At 63.5% G+C, this 15840-nt stretch carries 17 protein-coding genes and 1 other RNA gene; 13 read left to right on the forward strand and 5 right to left on the reverse strand.

Translation table 11 applies throughout. The annotated features are described in order from the left end of the window. Positions 1–394: 394 nt before the first annotated feature. Positions 395–1615 carry a phospholipase D-like domain-containing protein gene (locus tag G3W89_RS30330; RefSeq protein ID WP_068674196.1) on the reverse strand — a complete coding sequence of 407 codons (1221 nt, stop codon included), beginning with the start codon at positions 1613–1615 and terminating at the stop codon, positions 395–397. A 198-nt stretch (positions 1616–1813) separates the two neighbouring features. Here G3W89_RS30330 and G3W89_RS30335 point away from each other — a divergent pair, with 198 nt between their 5' ends. The 4 genes from G3W89_RS30335 (at position 1814) to G3W89_RS30350 (ending at position 4484) form a co-directional block, all read left to right on the forward strand. Then, positions 1814–2464, forward strand: coding sequence for a hypothetical protein (locus G3W89_RS30335; protein ID WP_162570888.1), 651 nt, complete (start codon positions 1814–1816; stop codon positions 2462–2464). Between the two features lie 392 nt (positions 2465–2856). Next, on the forward strand, positions 2857–3165 hold the full coding sequence (locus G3W89_RS30340; RefSeq protein WP_068674201.1) for a hypothetical protein: 309 nt from the start codon (positions 2857–2859) through the stop codon (positions 3163–3165). 79 nt (positions 3166–3244) lie between these two features. Further along, complete coding sequence (locus G3W89_RS30345; RefSeq protein ID WP_068674203.1) at positions 3245–3607, forward strand: hypothetical protein; 363 nt, start codon at positions 3245–3247, stop codon at positions 3605–3607. A 130-nt stretch (positions 3608–3737) separates the two neighbouring features. Further along, positions 3738–4484 (forward strand): hypothetical protein, encoded by a 747-nt coding sequence (locus G3W89_RS30350; RefSeq protein ID WP_162570887.1) that lies wholly within the window; start codon positions 3738–3740, stop codon positions 4482–4484. A gap of 16 nt (positions 4485–4500) precedes the next feature. Here the strand turns inward: G3W89_RS30350 and G3W89_RS30355 are convergent, their stop codons facing one another. After that, entirely contained in the window at positions 4501–5259 is a 759-nt protein-coding gene (locus G3W89_RS30355) for a Mom family adenine methylcarbamoylation protein (protein WP_068674207.1), read from the reverse strand. A 266-nt stretch (positions 5260–5525) separates the two neighbouring features. On the opposite strand from G3W89_RS30355, the gene G3W89_RS30360 reads away from it, so the two are divergent. From G3W89_RS30360 to G3W89_RS30380, 5 genes are read left to right on the forward strand one after another with little or no spacing between them, the layout of a single operon-like run. Beyond that, a complete protein-coding gene (locus G3W89_RS30360; protein WP_068674209.1) occupies positions 5526–6698 on the forward strand; it encodes a hypothetical protein in 1173 nt (390 codons plus the stop codon). Positions 6699–6753: 55 nt separating this feature from the next. Then, complete coding sequence (locus tag G3W89_RS30365; RefSeq protein ID WP_162487212.1) at positions 6754–7395, forward strand: aspartate/glutamate racemase family protein; 642 nt, start codon at positions 6754–6756, stop codon at positions 7393–7395. Then, entirely contained in the window at positions 7392–8378 is a 987-nt protein-coding gene (nadE, locus tag G3W89_RS30370) for an NAD(+) synthase (RefSeq protein ID WP_162570885.1), read from the forward strand. The genes G3W89_RS30365 and nadE overlap by 4 nt, the downstream gene beginning before the upstream one ends. Then, positions 8375–9130 (forward strand): 2OG-Fe(II) oxygenase, encoded by a 756-nt coding sequence (locus G3W89_RS30375; protein ID WP_083944152.1) that lies wholly within the window; start codon positions 8375–8377, stop codon positions 9128–9130. Before nadE ends, G3W89_RS30375 begins: the two co-directional genes overlap by 4 nt. Further along, positions 9127–10833 carry a hypothetical protein gene (locus G3W89_RS30380; RefSeq protein ID WP_162570884.1) on the forward strand — a complete coding sequence of 569 codons (1707 nt, stop codon included), beginning with the start codon at positions 9127–9129 and terminating at the stop codon, positions 10831–10833. The genes G3W89_RS30375 and G3W89_RS30380 overlap by 4 nt, the downstream gene beginning before the upstream one ends. 78 nt (positions 10834–10911) lie before the next feature. Here the strand turns inward: G3W89_RS30380 and G3W89_RS30385 are convergent, their stop codons facing one another. After that, entirely contained in the window at positions 10912–11337 is a 426-nt protein-coding gene (locus G3W89_RS30385; RefSeq protein ID WP_068674216.1) for a hypothetical protein, read from the reverse strand. Between the two features lie 279 nt (positions 11338–11616). On the opposite strand from G3W89_RS30385, the gene ssrA reads away from it, so the two are divergent. From ssrA to G3W89_RS30405, 4 genes are all read left to right on the forward strand, one after another. Beyond that, positions 11617–11962, forward strand: a transfer-messenger RNA (tmRNA) gene (ssrA, locus tag G3W89_RS30390). Between the two features lie 81 nt (positions 11963–12043). Then, positions 12044–12544 (forward strand): SsrA-binding protein SmpB, encoded by a 501-nt coding sequence (gene smpB, locus G3W89_RS30395; RefSeq protein ID WP_083944153.1) that lies wholly within the window; start codon positions 12044–12046, stop codon positions 12542–12544. 614 nt (positions 12545–13158) lie between these two features. Continuing rightward, complete coding sequence (locus tag G3W89_RS30400; protein ID WP_162570883.1) at positions 13159–13824, forward strand: hypothetical protein; 666 nt, start codon at positions 13159–13161, stop codon at positions 13822–13824. 234 nt (positions 13825–14058) lie between these two features. Next, positions 14059–14760: a hypothetical protein gene (locus G3W89_RS30405; RefSeq protein WP_068674222.1), complete on the forward strand. Its 702-nt coding sequence runs from the start codon at positions 14059–14061 to the stop codon at positions 14758–14760. Between the two features lie 124 nt (positions 14761–14884). Here G3W89_RS30405 and G3W89_RS30410 read toward each other — a convergent pair whose 3' ends face one another. Then, on the reverse strand, positions 14885–15238 hold the full coding sequence (locus G3W89_RS30410) for a hypothetical protein (RefSeq protein ID WP_068674224.1): 354 nt from the start codon (positions 15236–15238) through the stop codon (positions 14885–14887). Between the two features lie 205 nt (positions 15239–15443). Then, the gene (locus G3W89_RS30415) at positions 15444–15662 is read right to left on the reverse strand and encodes a hypothetical protein (protein ID WP_232076902.1); all 219 of its coding nucleotides are present in this window, start codon (positions 15660–15662) and stop codon (positions 15444–15446) included. Positions 15663–15840: the final 178 nt, after the last annotated feature.

Here is a 15840-nt window from a genome sequence, read left to right on the forward strand (position 1 = left end):
ACCGCGTCATCTGCACTTTGCGGCCGTGCCGCCTGTTGACCTCTTGTCCCTTGCGGGCTTGGCTGAGCTGTCGCGGAGCAACGCTCCCAGCTCATCTGGTATGCCGCCTGCCCCGGGCTACCCAGCACCACCCAAGTCGCTTCAGCTTCGCCATGGTTGCCGTGCGGTCGTCGCAGGCCGCCATCGTCTTTGGGTCGCCGCCGGAGCCCCCACGACACTGACTGTTCTGCCGCTCGACCAGCGCCTTCAATTCAGACGCTTCGTCGGCCGCGGAAGCACTAGCAACATGAAATGCAGCCAATGCGCACGCGAGGGTAAGGAGGAGTTTCATGCCCGCATTCTGCTGCATGCCCGCGATTGAACAGACCTGCGTCTGGCCATCACGAGGGAATAGTCAGCGCGTGGCGGGGTCGTAGTAGATGGCATCCAGCAACGCGGCACGCCCGGCCCAAATCCGCTTCTCCAGCGGGTCCGTGGGCTCGGGCGCGAGCCACCAGGGCGAGCTGCGAATCCGAAGTACGATTCGCTCCCAGTAGTTGTCGAGAGAGGTGTTGTTCGCAACGGCAAAGTGCTCTGCGATGCCCTTCTTGTTTGGCCTGCTGATGCAAACGAACTGGTCCGGCCGCTTCATTGCGAGCAGGCGCGTTCCGGTTGCGATGCCGCCCGAGGCGCGTAGGTCTTCGCTCAGCGCGCCCATGAACTCTTCTCGGAACAGCTCGTAGTGTTCCAGGTTTACGGGGCCGGTTTGCGGGATGAAGTCCAGCGCGCGCGACAGCCCCTCCGGCTTATTGATGACAGTGGTGCTGAACGAGCCACTGGCACCCATCGCGCCAAACCAGGCCCACTCATGGCCGTCCTTCTTGGCTTGTGTCCCGCCCATCGTGCCAGCAATGCGCTTGCGGACGTCTACATCGAGCTCGGCGTATGTGGGCTTGGAACGGAACATTGCGCCCAGTTGTTCCAGCACCTGCAGCCTTCCCTCAAGCGTATGGTCCGAGTTCGGGTTTTCAATTTTGACCCGGGCAACGAATTCCTGCCACGCCAGGTCCTGTGGTCCGGGAATGTCGTCTTCCGCCTTGGACTTTTTTACAGGCACCCACCGCGCAAGCTCGTCATGCGCGGCCTTGGCGCGGCGGTGATTGGCCTGGTAGCTGTAAAGCCACTCGGGGGTGACATCGACCCCAGCGCCCCACGACTGGGCAACGAAGGCAAAGAGCTTCTGGAGTCCGGCGTCGGTCGCGTTGCCGCGCATCAGGGTGCTGGCTTCAATGTTCGTCGTGAAAGCTCGATTCGTCAGGTTGTGACTGCCCACCACGGCGGTCCAGTCCTCCTTGCTTCGGAACAGGTAGACCTTGGGGTGGAAGAGCGGACCCTCCGGAAGCATGACCTTGAAATTCGGCATCTCCTGGAAGCGTTCAATGACCGACGGCGCGGTCACGTATCCGTGCGTGCCGACGACGAGGTGGCGGAATTTGGCGCGGTGCTCAAACGCCGCCTCGAGAACCTGGTTGTCCGTGGCCCAAGCCACCGCCCAAGCGGCGAGGTCGCATTTTGCCATCAGGTCGACGAGCGTATTCGTCGTTTGTTTGCTGTCCGTCAGTAACTCTACTTGCATTGGTCTTCCTCTTTCTATTTGTTGGCCAGCATTATGGGCAGCGAGACGGCGACCAAGCGAGGCAGGATGTCACGGAGCGACTTTTCTCGCACGGCGCGATGCGATGCTGCGCCGGAGCGTAGTGCCTCGGACTTGCCGACGATTGAATGTGTCTATACAATATCAAACATCAAGCACACCTAAAACGAAAGGGAGTCCATGGCGAAGTTCAAAGATGCGCACCTGCAGAAGCTGTACGACGGAATGCTCGCCGCGGCTGCCGACAAGAACAGTGAGCTCTATCACGAGGGCCAGCCTCGTCGCGGCGCGGGGCACCGGGCGGCGTTCTGGGATGGCTTCTCCGGAAAGTACACGCTTAACGGCGCAACTCGGTCGGCCAACGTCGTGCCAGGCACCTTCAGCTCCGCCTGCTTCCAAGCTGGTCAGGCCTGGGCGCGCAAGCTTGCCGCTGAGAGCAAGCCCGCGTCGAACCGCGGCGGTGCTGGCCGCAATCAGGGTCGCAAGCCGGGGGCACCTGACGGGCTTCGCAGGAAGGCTCGAGGGGTGCGCTTTTCTGATACCGAATGGGAGGACGCGAAGCTGGTCGGCATCGACGTCGTTCGGGCCTTTGTTGCGCAGCGTGCCGCTGAACTGCGGGCCCTCCCTGGCGAGGTCCTTCTGCACCTGCAAGCATCACCGGAGCCGCTCGAGGCCTACCAGGTCGCCAAGGCCTTGGGCGGAAGGTTGACACCAATGGAGGCCGGCCGGGTGCTCGCCGGGCTCGAGCAAGATGGGCTTGTCGCCAGTGACGATGAAACGGGCACCGCTAACGACCTGTATCGGCGGTTTCGCGCCGCGCCAGGCCGTTAGACAAGGAGCCTGACCCGTACCGGCGCGCCTGGTTGCGCTTGCGCGGAACGGCGTTTAAACGCAATCCCTGTACTGGGCCAATGCCCCGCCATCACTTTAAGCACCGAGCGTCTTTCCACTCTTGCACCTTAGCAAGACTGGAGACCTCGATTGACTTTCCCCACCCCCGCACGCCCGCGTAAGGGCACCCCTTACCAACTGGACATCGTCGCTGCCAACGGCAGCACGCAAACCCAGTACTTCGACACGCTCACCGCGCTGTCCCAGGCTCTGAAAGGCGCCTGGCACAACCACGACGACTGGCTCCGCCGACTCGAGCCCACACCGGGCACACCGTCGCATGGCCGGAGACGCACCTGCGTGCCTACAGCCCGCGCGGCAAGGCCCTGGACGTGCCTACGCTGTACGCCAATGCACGCCCCGCCTGGTACGACTCCGGCCGGTACCCTTCCCGCGGCTACAGCAACCGGCGCGGCTCCGTGTACGGCATCCGCAAATGGCGTGGCGGACCGACCTACCGCAACTGCGCGACCATGGCGCAGCGCCGCCAAAACGCAGCCTGGCACCCTGAGGAAGGCGAGGTGGAATGCCGCGCGACCAGACGCGACGCCTACCTGTTCCACTCCTGGGACGGCCGCCCGCGCGGCGTCGAGCGGTCCTGGAAGTCCCAACACAAGGGCCGAAAGGCCTGGGACCACTGAGGAACGCTATCCTTGCCAGGCTGTACTGCGAAATCGCCGCGAGGCTACACGTGGCAGGACACTGAAAACAAGGAACCACATGGACTCAGCCCAACACGCCCAGCTCATCCAGACCATCAAAGGCCAACTGGCTGCAGCAGGCTGGAAGAAAGAGAGCGGCACCGGCGTTGCAAGCAAGGTATTCCAAACCGCCGTCGGGCCCAAGGTCGCTCACGCGTACGTGAGCCGTGGCGACGGGTACAACGTTACGCTCTCAGGCGACTACCAAAGCGAGGGCCGCAATGCCCTAGAGCCTCACGGCACGCTCATCCCTGAAGGCGCCGATGAAGACGCGGTACGGCTGCTCGCACGGAAATTTGCCGTAAATGCGGACCAAGTCATCTCACAGACCTACGCGGCACGGCTGCATCAGGTCAAAGCGGTCACCGTCGCTCGCGACTGAAACTCTTCGCCCCTCCTGCCCTGCGCAGCGAGGGGCTTCTTCATGGCGAAGCACTTCGGTCACCGTTCGGCTAGTGCGCATGCGATGATTTGGGCCGTCTCCTACGGAGGAGGCTCTTCATTCGCCAAACATGACCCCAACTTTAACTATCGAAGACCTCCTGGAGGCGCTCGGCAATGACTGTGCGAAGCATGGGAGTGCGCTAATACCGGCCACCGCCAGCGACCTCGATGCGACTCCGAGGTTGCGGTTCGCGTGGGAGGATTTCCTGAAGGCAGTCGCCGCTGAAAAACCAAGCGCCGTCTTTTGGCAAAAACAATGCTTTGTGCCAGAGGACTACGTCCAGGAATGCATGGAGGAAGAGGGTTGGAAGCCCGTATTTGAGATGAGCCGCAGAGGTCGCTGGCCAACGCCGGCCGAGACTAGTGCGCACGTCGCCGCAGACCTGGCCTTGGTCGAGCGCTTCAGCGGCCAGCCCTATTTCATCTTGGCGATGTACACAAAGGATGGCGCGTTCCGTACCTCCAGCGTATTACTGACCTGGGCCAATGAAATCGCGGAGAAGATTTCCGATTTCATCGAACAACGTTTCGATGACGAGGCCGTATTGCAGGAGCAGTTGCACACGCTGGAGGCAGAGCGAATTGAGCGGCTTAGCTCGGAAATTGCCGCAAGCGCGGAGTTCCAGCAAATCCGCGGGCTACCGAAGCGGCTCCTGTGGGTCCAGGCGACCTATGGCGGCAAAATTCCCCCTCACAGCCGTGGCAGGATTGAGCGCATCTCCCAAAACGTGGACTACGTGGACGCAAATCTGGCGTATGTAGTACAGAAGGCCCACGACAAGACCTGGGTTGCAAGCAACGTCGGAAAGGCATGAGCGGAGAGCCTTTCGCTCAGGTGCTCGGTATCAGCGCAACCCGCCGGTGCGAATCGGACTGCTTAGGGTACGGCTGCGGAGGCTGAAAGCCCGACATCACAATCGCCTTCTCGCCGGTGCGTCCCAGCGGCCAGGCGTAGACATGATTGCCCGGATGCTTCACAGGCCGCAGGAGGCCGCTTCGAAGAACTCCGTCGAGCCACTGGGCTGGCTCCTGGCCGAACGGCCGTGCCGGTGCACCAAGGTGAACCAGCGCGCGCTCGGCCGCCTCGTGTCCCGACTCCAGAAGACGAATCTTTGAGAGCGAGCGGGGACTGACCACGCGCCCAGACGCCGTGACGTGATGCGTTCGAGGGGTCCCTCGCCCCAGGTACCGCCCGTTGAATGCCTGGTAGCAAATGCCGACATGCCCAGGCATCGTCAGTCCCCCGTCCTCGTCTCGCCTGGGCACTGGGTCGGAGTACGAGACGACGGCCTTCATCGCCGGCTTCACCTTCTTGAGCAGGTCGAACGCGCGACCCAGGAAATAGGTCTCGCTGCAGTAGGGAGCGGCGTCAAGCAGCACCAGGCGGCCTAGCTCCAAGCCTTCGCTCGGGGGCACAGAGCAGTACTTCGGAATCACCCGTTGGTTCATGGGCACGGAGAACACCGCGACGCCCATCAGCTCCGCTTTGGGACCAAACAGGCCCACGCGTACGACGGACGCTACGAACGACCGGCTGTAGTGGTGGGCCTCCACGAACTTTCTTGCGACGCCCTCCGTGATGAGGTCCACAGCGAAGTCCCCCTTCCTAAATCCTTCGTCCCTGTCGACACGGAAGGACGACTTGCCGTCCCGCCACCGTTGCGTAGGAATTGGTTTTCCAGAGGAAGCGGGGGCGCACAGGCCTCTGGCGACTTGTAGTTTAGATTGCATGTGCATTTAGTTTATACGGTTTCCGCGGTCCGTAAATCAACCTTGCTCCCACGTTCTTCTATAGGTGCCATAAACCGTGTCGCTTTTCTGTCTTGACCGCAGCGCTGCTGCCAAGGACGACCGCGATGGCATCTACCTACTTCTCGACTGCGCAACTGCGCCCCTACCTTGACCGCACCAGCATCGGAGCGACGGCCCTCGTGGTCGCCATCCTGAGCGGCGCGCCGCATGACCGCAGTGGCGCACCGACCCGCTGGCCCGTGCTCGAACGCCTGACAGTTGGGCAGCTGCTCTGCGACTTCATGGTCCGAGTCGAAGCGCTCGGCGGAGAAATCGTTACGCCCGAAACGGTAGCCGGCCGGGCCTGCATGGACGCCATCGCACCCCTGCTTTGGCACGAAGGCCTGGTCGATGACAACTGGGAGCCCCCCGGCCGGCAGCTGGACGCGTGCATCGCGCTTGCGACGCCGCTGCTGGCACCCGTCCTGGGCACGAGCGTCACGGAGCTTCTGCAGTACCGGCCGGGCGCGACCGGATTCATCGGCGGGTACGCGAGCATGGTGTCCGACGAGCTCGACGTGACCCTTCAGAACTACTTCGGGGGAAGGGTCGACAAGAACGGGGTCGCCCGCCTCGCCGACAACCTGCCTCTGGCGGCGGGGGAAGGCCTCGTGCTGTCGATGTGGCGTGCCGGCCTGCACCGCTATGCCGAGGACGGCGAGAAGCTCTACGACATCGCTGCCTTGGTCTCTGATGCCAAGGGCCGGCCCGTGGCCACCTTCGACGCTCGAATCGTCTACCTTCGACGCGGCCAATCTGCCGCCAAGGCGCTGTGGACGCTCGACGCCTATGACGAAGCTGGCCTCAAGCTTGGGACCAGCCTCCATGTGCTCGAGCAGCATCAGCGGCTCCCTGATAGCTTTTATGACGGCAAGGGCCTCCTGTTCCTGGAAGCATTCGAGGTCCGGCACGACCTGCGCGGTCAGGGGCTCGGGGCCGAGCTGCTGAAGGAGTTGCTCCCGCTGGCTCTGGGTGGTTTGCGCCGTCGTGTCAGCAAAATTGCCATGGCGCCCTTCCCGCTCCAGTACGACTATCCGGTCTCCGAGAAGCTGCCGCCGCAGCTGGTGATGGACGCCGTGGACGCCGTCGAGTCGCTGCGAGCGCACATCGACCGCGTCCGGCCGCAGGACCTGCACCCGTGGACCGCGGGCAGCGACATCATCTTCCTGGGGCAGGACCCCCGCGCGACCGGGACGCACGACGAGCAGCTCTACCTGCTTTCAGAGCATGCGAGCTGAGACAGCACCGGCCCGCATCGGCATCTTGGGCGGCGCGGGGCCCTTCGCGAGTGCGGTGTTCCAGGTTCGGCTGGTCCAGGCCTGGGCGCGTCAGATGTCCGGCGCGTGCCTCCAAGACGAGCACTACCCCGCAATCATCCACCTCAGTGAGGCCTTGCAAGGACTCGGCGCCGACGGCGTGGAATGCCGCCGTAGGGCCGCCGCTTCGCTTGCGCGCGGTGTGTCGCTGTTGAAAGAAGCGGGTGCCGCCTTCGTCGCTGCGCCTTGCAACAGCCTGGGCGAGGTCCTGACCAACTGCACGGGCACCCTCGGTCTTGAGGTGTTCACCCCATGGAACTCGGCACCCGCCATGCGACAGCCCGCGTCCACGGCGGTGCTGTGTTCCAAGAGCATGAGGGCGTATCTCTCCGCGCGCTACCCAGAATTGATTTTCCCGAGCGACGCCGCCCAAGCCGCAGTTCAACTGCTCATCGAGCAGGGGATGGCGGGTCAGGCTCCCTCAGCTTGCCTACTGCAGGCGCTCATCTCCGAGCAGCTGCGCCGCGGCGTCGCCGAGGTGCGCATTGCCTGCACAGAACTGTCGTGCGCGCAGCTCGAACCCGATGAACGGGTGCTCGACACCATGAATTGCCTGGTGCGCGCCACGGCTGACCGTGCGCAGGCGCTATTTCGGGCCTCCTTCCAAGCCTCAACATGAATCACTATCCCCCTCCTGCCAAGCACGCCCTTCCGAGCGGCCTCACCGAGCTGCTTGCCCAGCTTCGTCTGGAGGATGCGTTTTCCGCACCTGACTACGTTTGGCGTAAGGGCAATGCGCTGAACGCCTACCTTCGCGCATCGGGGCTCCGGGCCGCCGTGGTGGCCGTGAGCGGGGGCGTGGACTCCGCCTTGGTGCTGGCGCTGGTCAAGGCGGCCAGCCAACAGCCCGGCTCGCCGATTCAGCGCATCGTTCCCGTGCTCCTGCCGGTCTTCACCGATGGCGCTGCCACCAACCAGGACCTTGCAACGTCACGCGGCGTGGAGCTCTGCGGCGCGCTTGAACTGCTGCCTGTCGTTATCGACCTGTCGAAGGCGCACCTGGCGACGAAGACGCTCGTCGACAACGCGTTGTCGACGTTAGGCGAAGGCTGGGCCTCGGGCCAGCTGGTGGCTTATCAGCGAACTCCGGCGCTTTACTACGTCACCAGCCTTCTGACCCAGGCCGGCACGCCCGGCATGTTGATTGGCACGACGAATCGCGACGAGGGTGCGTACCTGGGCTACTTCGGCAAAGCCTCGGACGGCCTCGTGGACGCACAGCTCATCTCGGACCTGTACAAGTCCCAGGTCTATGAGGTTGCCCGGCACCTGGGGGTGCCGTCCTCCATCCTCGAGGCGACGCCGACCGGAGACATGTACGACGGCCGCACGGACGAAGAAGTCTTTGGCGCCAGCTATGACGCTGTGGAGCTCTTCCTTCGCGAGAAGGCCTGTACCGATGTCGCCCGGCGAATTGCGGCAGTTGGTATGGCAGATGGCCGGAGCGACCGATTTGCGGGCCAGCGCGCGGCGTTGGAGGACCTTCACCGCTACAACCACCATAAGTATCTGGGTAAGTCGCCGGCGGTGCACTTCGACCTTTGGGATTGCCGAATCGAGGGTGGGTGGGACTACCACGTGGCCAGGGAAGCCAGGCAATGAAGACCGAGGCAAGCGCCCCCATTGCCTCCTTGTTCACGATGAGCGCCCTGCCGTCCGCGCGCGGGCCCGGCGCTCGCGCACGAAGGCTCCCCGTGCCGGGCGAAGCTTGGCATATCCGGGGCCTGATTCAACCCGAGCTTGTCGAGGCCATGCGCCGAGAGGTCCTGTCGGCGCCGAGCGTGCCAGTCGGGCCTGACGGCATCCTCAGCAACTTCAAGCCTGGAACCCACCCAGCCTCCTGGCGTAGCAGCAGCTTCAGCGCGGAGTTGGCGAGCCATCTCTGGTCCTGCCTTCCCTCCTCCCTGCTCGAGCCACGCGCGTTCAGTGAGCACGACCGAGCAGACCACGACGGCCATTCGCTCTGGAACCCGGTTGGCGTCAACGCCTTGCATCGATTCATTCGTTACGAGCCCGGCAGTGGCCATCTGGTGGGTCACTACGACGCTCCGTACATCGAGAGCGAAGCTCGCAGGACGCTTTTCAGCCTGGTCGTGTACCTGAGCGACAACGAAAGCGGTGAGACGAGGTTTCTGCGTGACGCGCAGGACCCGCTCCCCTTCGCAGCCCGAGATTTCAGTGACTGGTCCCGAAATGCCAATGCCGACGAGGTGCTGCTGGCAGTGACGCCCCTAAAGGGCGATGCCCTGTTGTTCGAGCACCGAATGCTTCATGACGGAGCTCCGGTCCTCGGGCAGGAGAAGCTGATTTTGAGAACAGACCTGGTCTTCGAGCGAACGGGGGCGCCCACTTGACGGAACGCCACCCCCGCCCTGACCGCTTTGTCGCCAAGGCGCTATTGGACCCCTACTATGCGCCGCTCGCCGCCGCCGGCGCGAGCCACGAGACGCTCCGAGCCGCCGGTTTCATTGACGACCTCCTGGACGGCAGCGTTCGGGCGCACCCTTGCTGGTCGCCGGCGATGCTCACGACGCCCTTGATGAAGGTGCGACGAGCACTCGCCCAGTCGCCGGAAGACGCCCGAAAACTCGTTCTCCTGTCGACGGGCAGCTACTCCCCGATGCACGAAGGGCACATCGCCCTCATGGAGCGAGCCCGGACGCACGCGCAGGAGCTCGGATACACGGTCGTAGGCGGCTATATGTCCCCTTCCCATGACGCCTACGTCAGCGTGAAGAACGGCGGTACGGCGGCGCTGCATGCAGAGCAACGAGTCGCGCTCGCCGAGGAGGCCGTCCGCCACAGCGACTGGCTCTCCATCTGCCCGTGGGAGGCACGGCATGCGCCGGAAGCCCTCAACTTCACGGATGTGCTCGACCGCCTAGCGGCCTACCTGGCCAGGCACGTTGACGCAATTGAGTTGGGATACGTCTTTGGCAGCGACAACCTGGGGTTCCTGGCGGCTTTCGCAGAACGCGGCCTGGCGTTTTGCGGTGTTCGAGGCGAAATGACCACTGAAGCGCTGCGCGAAACCCATGCGCTCCTTGGCGGCCGTGAGCATCGCCTTCACATGATGCCCGCTACGCGCGCGACGCGGGCCGAGACCGCATCGTCTACCAAGGTGCGTAGCGGCAACCTCTCCCTTATCCCTGAGGCAGCGCGTGCGCGGTACCGGGCGCTCGTGCAGCCGCCGAGCCAGGCCCCGACGATGACACCGGCATACCTCGTTCGTCGCGACCTGGCCCATGCGACGTCCAACTGGGGGGTCGACGCTGCGGCCCAGGCCGAGTTCGAGGAGTCGCTCATGGACGTTCTCGCTTCGAGCCTCGGCGCCGCCGGCGTGGTTCACGGCATCCCGCTGGCGGCGCAAATCGAGTTGGCAACTGCAGCGCGCGAACCCGAGACGTCGATGCTGAGCCTGGACGCGTGCGTTCTGGGCGATGCGCAGCTGCGTGTGAGCCGGCTCTTTGACGTCGGAGGTGGCCAAGTGTTCTCGTCACAGCGCGTACCGAGACCCGGGGCCGCGGCCCTCGCGCTGCAACTGGCCAGCCTCGACCGGTCCCGGAAGTGGCGTGTGCTGGATGATGACAAGGCCACGGGGGACACGGAGCATTCCGTGCACGCCCTCCTGACGGCAGAAGGCGTCCAGGTGGCCGGCTTCACCTACCTGAATGAGGCCTACCTGCGGGGAACCGAGCTGGCGGAGCGCGAAGTGCTCGACATCGTGGATGCGAGGGACTTTCTGCTGGGAGCGAGGGACGGCGGGCTCGTCATCGAATTGCCAACAGGGGAGACAGCCCGCGCGCCCTACATGCTTCCTTTCGTCAACCTGGTCTTTAGGGCCAAGATTCCCGCTGAGGCATGCAACCGCCTCTCGCGCCAACTGTGGGAGCTGAACGTCGCGTGGCTGGAGGCCTACGCGCCGCGGCTCACCGTTTCAGACGCGGACCCCGCTTCAGGCGCCCTGCTGACATACCTGGGCTTTGCCTCGACGACAACGCTGGTTGACTGCTGCAACGCGTTGTCCGCGTGGTCGGGCGACCTCAGCCTTCGCTAGTGCCGGCCGGGAGCTCAAGAAAAGGAAAGGCCTCCTCCAAATTGGAAGAGGCCTGAAGGAGGTCAGCGGAGCCGAGCGTTACGCCGGTTCGAGCTCGCGTTCGCGGAACGCAACGCCGGAAATGGCCATGTCGAGGCCCTTCCTGAGCTTCTCGCAGAGGTCGTCGTAGCCGTGCGCCACGTAGGTGGCCTTGCGGAAATGGTGGGGGTTCACGTTGCCGCCAAAGATAGCCGGGCTCAGCGTGTCATCCGATTCGAGGTCCATGTGCCAGGAGAGCACGTAGACGTCCGGTTGGCTGGAGTAGCCGTTGAAGTAGACGGTCACCTGCAGGCCGCGAGGCGTGTCGATTTCAACGTGAATTCCACGCGGGCCGGGGTACTCGCCGCCTTCGCGCCGGGTGGAGGTTGCGCCGCAGTCGCGAACGAGTTTTTCAACGCCTTTTGCCATCAGCTCGCGGTCGCCTTTGCGGAGCACGGTGAGCCCGAGCGTCTTGGTCTTCTTCATGTGAGTGTCCTGTGTGAAGTGGTCCTCCCTCGTGTAGGAACGGACCTGGCACCAAGGGGCGAGGCACGCGCCCCGCTAAAATGAAAGCCGCGCTCGACGGGCGGCAGGTTCATCCTGTTGCGACGCTGGCAGCAGGCGACGACTCGCCAAAATATGGGCTTGAGACCGCGACGACCCACGCCGCGTGCGCGAGCTCTTGGCTGCCAATAGCGTTCCGCGCCCTAGCGCTCTGACTTGGTCGCGTCGCCTATATGCTGAACCAACGAAACGTCGAGTTTAAAAGCCTCAGCTGCTTGCTGCGCTTGTGGCGATGTGCTATACTGACGACATCGTTGTATATCCTCTGAATCGGAAACGTGTCTAAATGGGGTTCGATTCCCCACACTTCCACCAAGAAACGCTTTAGATGAGGCGTTTGTTGATGGGGGTGACCTGGATTCGAAGACGGGCGGAAGTGCAGGCGGCAACGCGGGTTGGGACTACCCGGCAAGGCTTAGGTCTTGTAGAACAGAACGACATGACAATTGCCAATGAAAGCAATTTCCGCCTCGCTGCTTAAGCAGGCCGGGGTCTAAAGGCACCCTGTAACCTAAGCCTTTGTGAGCCGCAGCAATGCGGCTTGCCGGCGCCTCGATGTACTCACGTGCATCGGGGCGTTTGACCCTCTGGCGCGCTCACGCGCCGCCCTCCTCTCAAGGATTCCATCGTGACTGCACCAAACCCCGCACAAAGCGGACCTCGACAGCGCGAAACTCGGACGGTCGTGGACAACCGCCAGGCGCGACACCTCTACTTCATCGAAGACACCTTCGAAGCCGGCCTCATGCTGCGCGGCTGGGAGGTCAAGGCCATCCTGGCCGGCCAGGCCACGTTCAATGGCGGCTCCGCCTTCATCCGCCTCAAGGACGGAGAGGCCTTCGTCGAGTCGCTCACCATCACCCCCCTGGCACAAGCACGCAAGGGTCTGCTGGAAGAGCTGGAACCCACCCGCCCTCGGCAGCTGTTGCTCAACAAGGCTGAGCTGCGCAAGCTCGAGCGCCGCGTGGACGAGCGCGGCTACACCGTTGTGCCGCTCGCCCTGACGTACACACGCAAGCTGAAGCTGAACATCGGCTTGGCCAAGGGCAAGAAGCTGCACGACAAGCGCGATACGGTTCGTCAACGTGACCAACAGCGTGACCTCGCACGCGAGCTGAAGGCGGCATAGCCGAAAACGGAACGCGGGAGATAGGGCCAACGGCTTTGCGAGCCCGGGGGCCCTCTGGTACACAAGCGCGCACGGGAGCGAGATTGGCTGGCTATACGCAGGAGGACAACCAACCCGCTCCCAACTATGTGCCAACCATCTGCTCTGCCTACCCGGACCATCGCAATCGCGTCGGCCGTTGCTGCCTGCGCCGTCGCAGGTTCGTGCGCCAAGACCTGTTCCACTCCGCCTGCAGACTGCTCCGCGAAACCTGGCGGCCTGACTTCTCGCGCAGAGTCGCCGCAAGCTGCGCCTGAAGAAGTCGCGCCAGACGGACGCCCGTCCGGTGACCAAGTCGACGGCGCGGACCCCCAGAGCTAGTCCCTCCCCTCCCTCGAGACCCGCCTTGTGCGGGTCTTTCTTCCCTGCGCCAGAACCCTGGACGCGGGCGCAGCCACAAGGGGTCCGTTGGCGGAAATCCGTCGGATGGGGAAGGCGAAGCCGCTTCCTGCTGACCAGGCTTGTGAGCAGAGGCCTTCGGGTTCTAAGAGCGCAGCACACTCACTTCGCCACGCGGGGTGGCGGCACGGGGGCTGGTTCTACACGAGGTAGGTCAACTCTTATAGGAGCCATCCATGGCACTCTCTTCTCGTTCCAATCTGCTCTTCGAGGTCGCTGGCGTCGTTCGCGAGGCCTACAAGCTTCTTGATAACAAGCAAGGCAACAACGGTCGCGCGATTCGCCGGTTCATCCGACGGCACGGCGGCTGCGTCAACGGACAAATCGTCTTTGTGCAATCTTTCTGCTTCGAAGACGGCTACTCTCCTGAGCAACTCGCGGCCGTCGAGCGCTACGCCGAAACAATCGACGAGCTGAATGCGACGTTTTTCCCCGCGGACGTCGTGATTCAGAAAGTCGGCTGCGCCCGTGACGACGACTTCGGTTCGGTCGCGAACGTGTACATCGTGCAGCTGGACATTGACACTGCCTCAGTGCGTGAGATGCGCCACCTGGTGCATCTGGTGCTGGTCCTCAACGACACGCTCCAAGAGTTCGCAGTGTCTCGCAACGCCACGGCGTTGTTCGACTACCCAGACTACGTGTACCGAGGGCTGGGCTGCGATTGTGCCTCGGCGACATGGGCTGTCGAGGGAAAGGACAAGCAAGGCAGCAGCGGTGTGCTCGAGTGGTGCATCGATGAAGTCGACGCTCTAGAGCGTCTCGCTCTGATGCAGGCCCACCCGCATCGCTTCCCCGAGCTGAGCGTGGCGAGTCCAGCAATGCTGGGCATAACTGCCTGAGCGGATATCCGCTGATTCCCGCCTGGAGCTAACACTCCAGGCGGTTCTTTTTGCCCCTCGGCGGTGCCCGGTAAGAAAGAGCGTGGCTCCTCGGCGAAGCCCTGATGTCCTGGCCGAAGCGGCCACGGCTGCGCTGTTGTGGAATCTACAGCGGCTGCTGTGCAATGTACAACGGTCGGAGATGAGCTTGACGGCAGATGGCTACACCCATCAGGCCAACCGACATTTCATCTCATGCAAACCTTGACTTCAGCACACCCGTCCTTCCGCTACCTCTGGAGCAGCAACAGGTCGGATACCTCCACGCCCAAGTACCTTGCCGCCAGAAACGTCCTGGTCGGAGAGGCTCCGCCGTCACTCGTTGGCAACTGGGCAAACGGGCGCGCCGCACGGCTCGTCCAGAAGCTCGGCTTGAGCAAGGTCAGCGAGTTCGAACTGGAGGACCTCGGCGAAACCAACAGCCTTGTCATCCGCAACCTCTTGCGTTCGGTGCTCCAACCAGTCCTCGGCGAGCGCAGCATCCGTTACCTGTCAACAGACTACGGGGCTATCGTCGGCGGCGGCTTGCCCTACCACCACGACATGCCCTACTCGAACGGTATCTTCGGCGCCTGGTGCATCGAAGGACCGCCCGAGCGGACGGTGCGTTTTGGCGAGATGGACATCGAGGTGCCATTTAAGCCAGGCACCGTGGTTGTGTTCGACCCGGCACAGCCACATGCGTTGCTCAACGGCAAGCGCCAGTTCGAAGAAACGGACTACGCACCAACCGACCTTGTCGGCATGGTGGGGTTCGTGGCCCTGAGGACGCCAAAGGCTTGTGCCGCTCTCGGCATCGAGGCCTACGGACCCAAGAAGCACAAGGGCATCCGCACCACCCCGAACCAGTTCGAGGCGTGCCCCCGCACGGGACGTATCCCTGGGCTGGCACGTTAAAAACTACTTCTGAAGACCGCCCTCGCCGGCGGTCTTTTTTTTCCTTGTGCCGTTGACCCGACCGGCGAAGAGAAAGCCCCGTCCAAATGGACGGGGCTGGTGAAATCAGAGATGCGCGGTGAGCCTAGGCGGAAACCAGGCCTTCGGCGACAGCGTCGACGTGGGCACTGCGCCAGGCGATGTCTTCGCTCGGGTAGCTGTAGTTCGACTGCCACTGGGCGTCGCCGAGGCGCATCCAGGTGTAGCCGTTGGCGCCGAGCTGCACTCGGTAGCCTTGAACACTGAGCGCCTCGTGGCTGAAGTCGTCTGGAACCAGGGCGATGTTGACTTGCTCCAGAACGTAGGCGGAGAACCGGTCCATGGCTTCGGGGTCCTGGTGGAGAAAAGCCAGTGCGACCTGGCCCTGCAGCTCGGCGGACCAGTTGTTGTCAGTTGCGAGCTCGCTGAAGAGGCGCTGAGATTTGGTAGGTGTTGGCATGTCGCTCCTGTTGCGTGGTGAGGTCCTAAGCCGTCTAGCGAATCCCGTGGACGGCCAGGACGCGGCCTACTTTCGCGCGTTCGGGTTGCCGGTTCGTTGGTCGGTCCCACTGGGCAAGAAAGCGCAATGAAATCAACGGCTTGATGCCGACTGGAGCCTCGCCCGTGCCGCCAAACCTTCCGGTTCGTTTGCCGTTCGCTGTGCGCTACTCGACGACGGCGCAGACCTTGCCGAGAACGCGTTCTCGGGCCGTCCAGCCGTTCTCGTGCCCATGGGCATTGGCAATGAGCACCTGCCCGTCCCGCACGGCGCCGATGAAATGCAGGTAGTCGGCCCCGCGTACACGCGCGAGCACGATGTCCCCAACGCCAGGCGCGCTGCCCGCTAGGATGGGCTCGAGGGTGACGAGCTGGCCACTTCGCATGTGGGGCCGCATCGAGTGGCCGCGCGGCCGGAAAGATACGACCTCGCCTGCTCGAAGCTTCTCGATGTAAGGCGCGGCCCAGCCCATGGTGCTATCGGGCGGGCGGCGGCGTCACCGCCACAACCCGCAACGCGATGTCGGCAACATTAAATAGGGCTGCAGCCCACCGCAGGCTACC

Source organism: Variovorax sp. PBL-H6 (genome assembly GCF_901827155.1).
GTDB lineage: Bacteria > Pseudomonadota > Gammaproteobacteria > Burkholderiales > Burkholderiaceae_C > Variovorax.

Bases quoted from the DNA above. Each gene is read 5' to 3' on its own strand.
- G3W89_RS30330 (WP_068674196.1), bottom strand. From the start codon at position 1,615: ATGCAAGTAGAGTTACTGACGGACAGCAAACAAACGACGAATACGCTC.
- G3W89_RS30335 (WP_162570888.1), top strand. From the start codon at position 1,814: ATGGCGAAGTTCAAAGATGCGCACCTGCAGAAGCTGTACGACGGAATG.
- G3W89_RS30345 (WP_068674203.1), top strand. From the start codon at position 3,245: ATGGACTCAGCCCAACACGCCCAGCTCATCCAGACCATCAAAGGCCAA.
- G3W89_RS30350 (WP_162570887.1), top strand. From the start codon at position 3,738: ATGACCCCAACTTTAACTATCGAAGACCTCCTGGAGGCGCTCGGCAAT.
- G3W89_RS30360 (WP_068674209.1), top strand. From the start codon at position 5,526: ATGGCATCTACCTACTTCTCGACTGCGCAACTGCGCCCCTACCTTGAC.
- nadE (WP_162570885.1), top strand. From the start codon at position 7,392: ATGAATCACTATCCCCCTCCTGCCAAGCACGCCCTTCCGAGCGGCCTC.
- G3W89_RS30375 (WP_083944152.1), top strand. From the start codon at position 8,375: ATGAAGACCGAGGCAAGCGCCCCCATTGCCTCCTTGTTCACGATGAGC.
- G3W89_RS30385 (WP_068674216.1), bottom strand. From the start codon at position 11,337: ATGAAGAAGACCAAGACGCTCGGGCTCACCGTGCTCCGCAAAGGCGAC.
- G3W89_RS30400 (WP_162570883.1), top strand. From the start codon at position 13,159: ATGGCACTCTCTTCTCGTTCCAATCTGCTCTTCGAGGTCGCTGGCGTC.
- G3W89_RS30405 (WP_068674222.1), top strand. From the start codon at position 14,059: ATGCAAACCTTGACTTCAGCACACCCGTCCTTCCGCTACCTCTGGAGC.
- G3W89_RS30410 (WP_068674224.1), bottom strand. From the start codon at position 15,238: ATGCCAACACCTACCAAATCTCAGCGCCTCTTCAGCGAGCTCGCAACT.
- G3W89_RS30415 (WP_232076902.1), bottom strand. From the start codon at position 15,662: ATGCGAAGTGGCCAGCTCGTCACCCTCGAGCCCATCCTAGCGGGCAGC.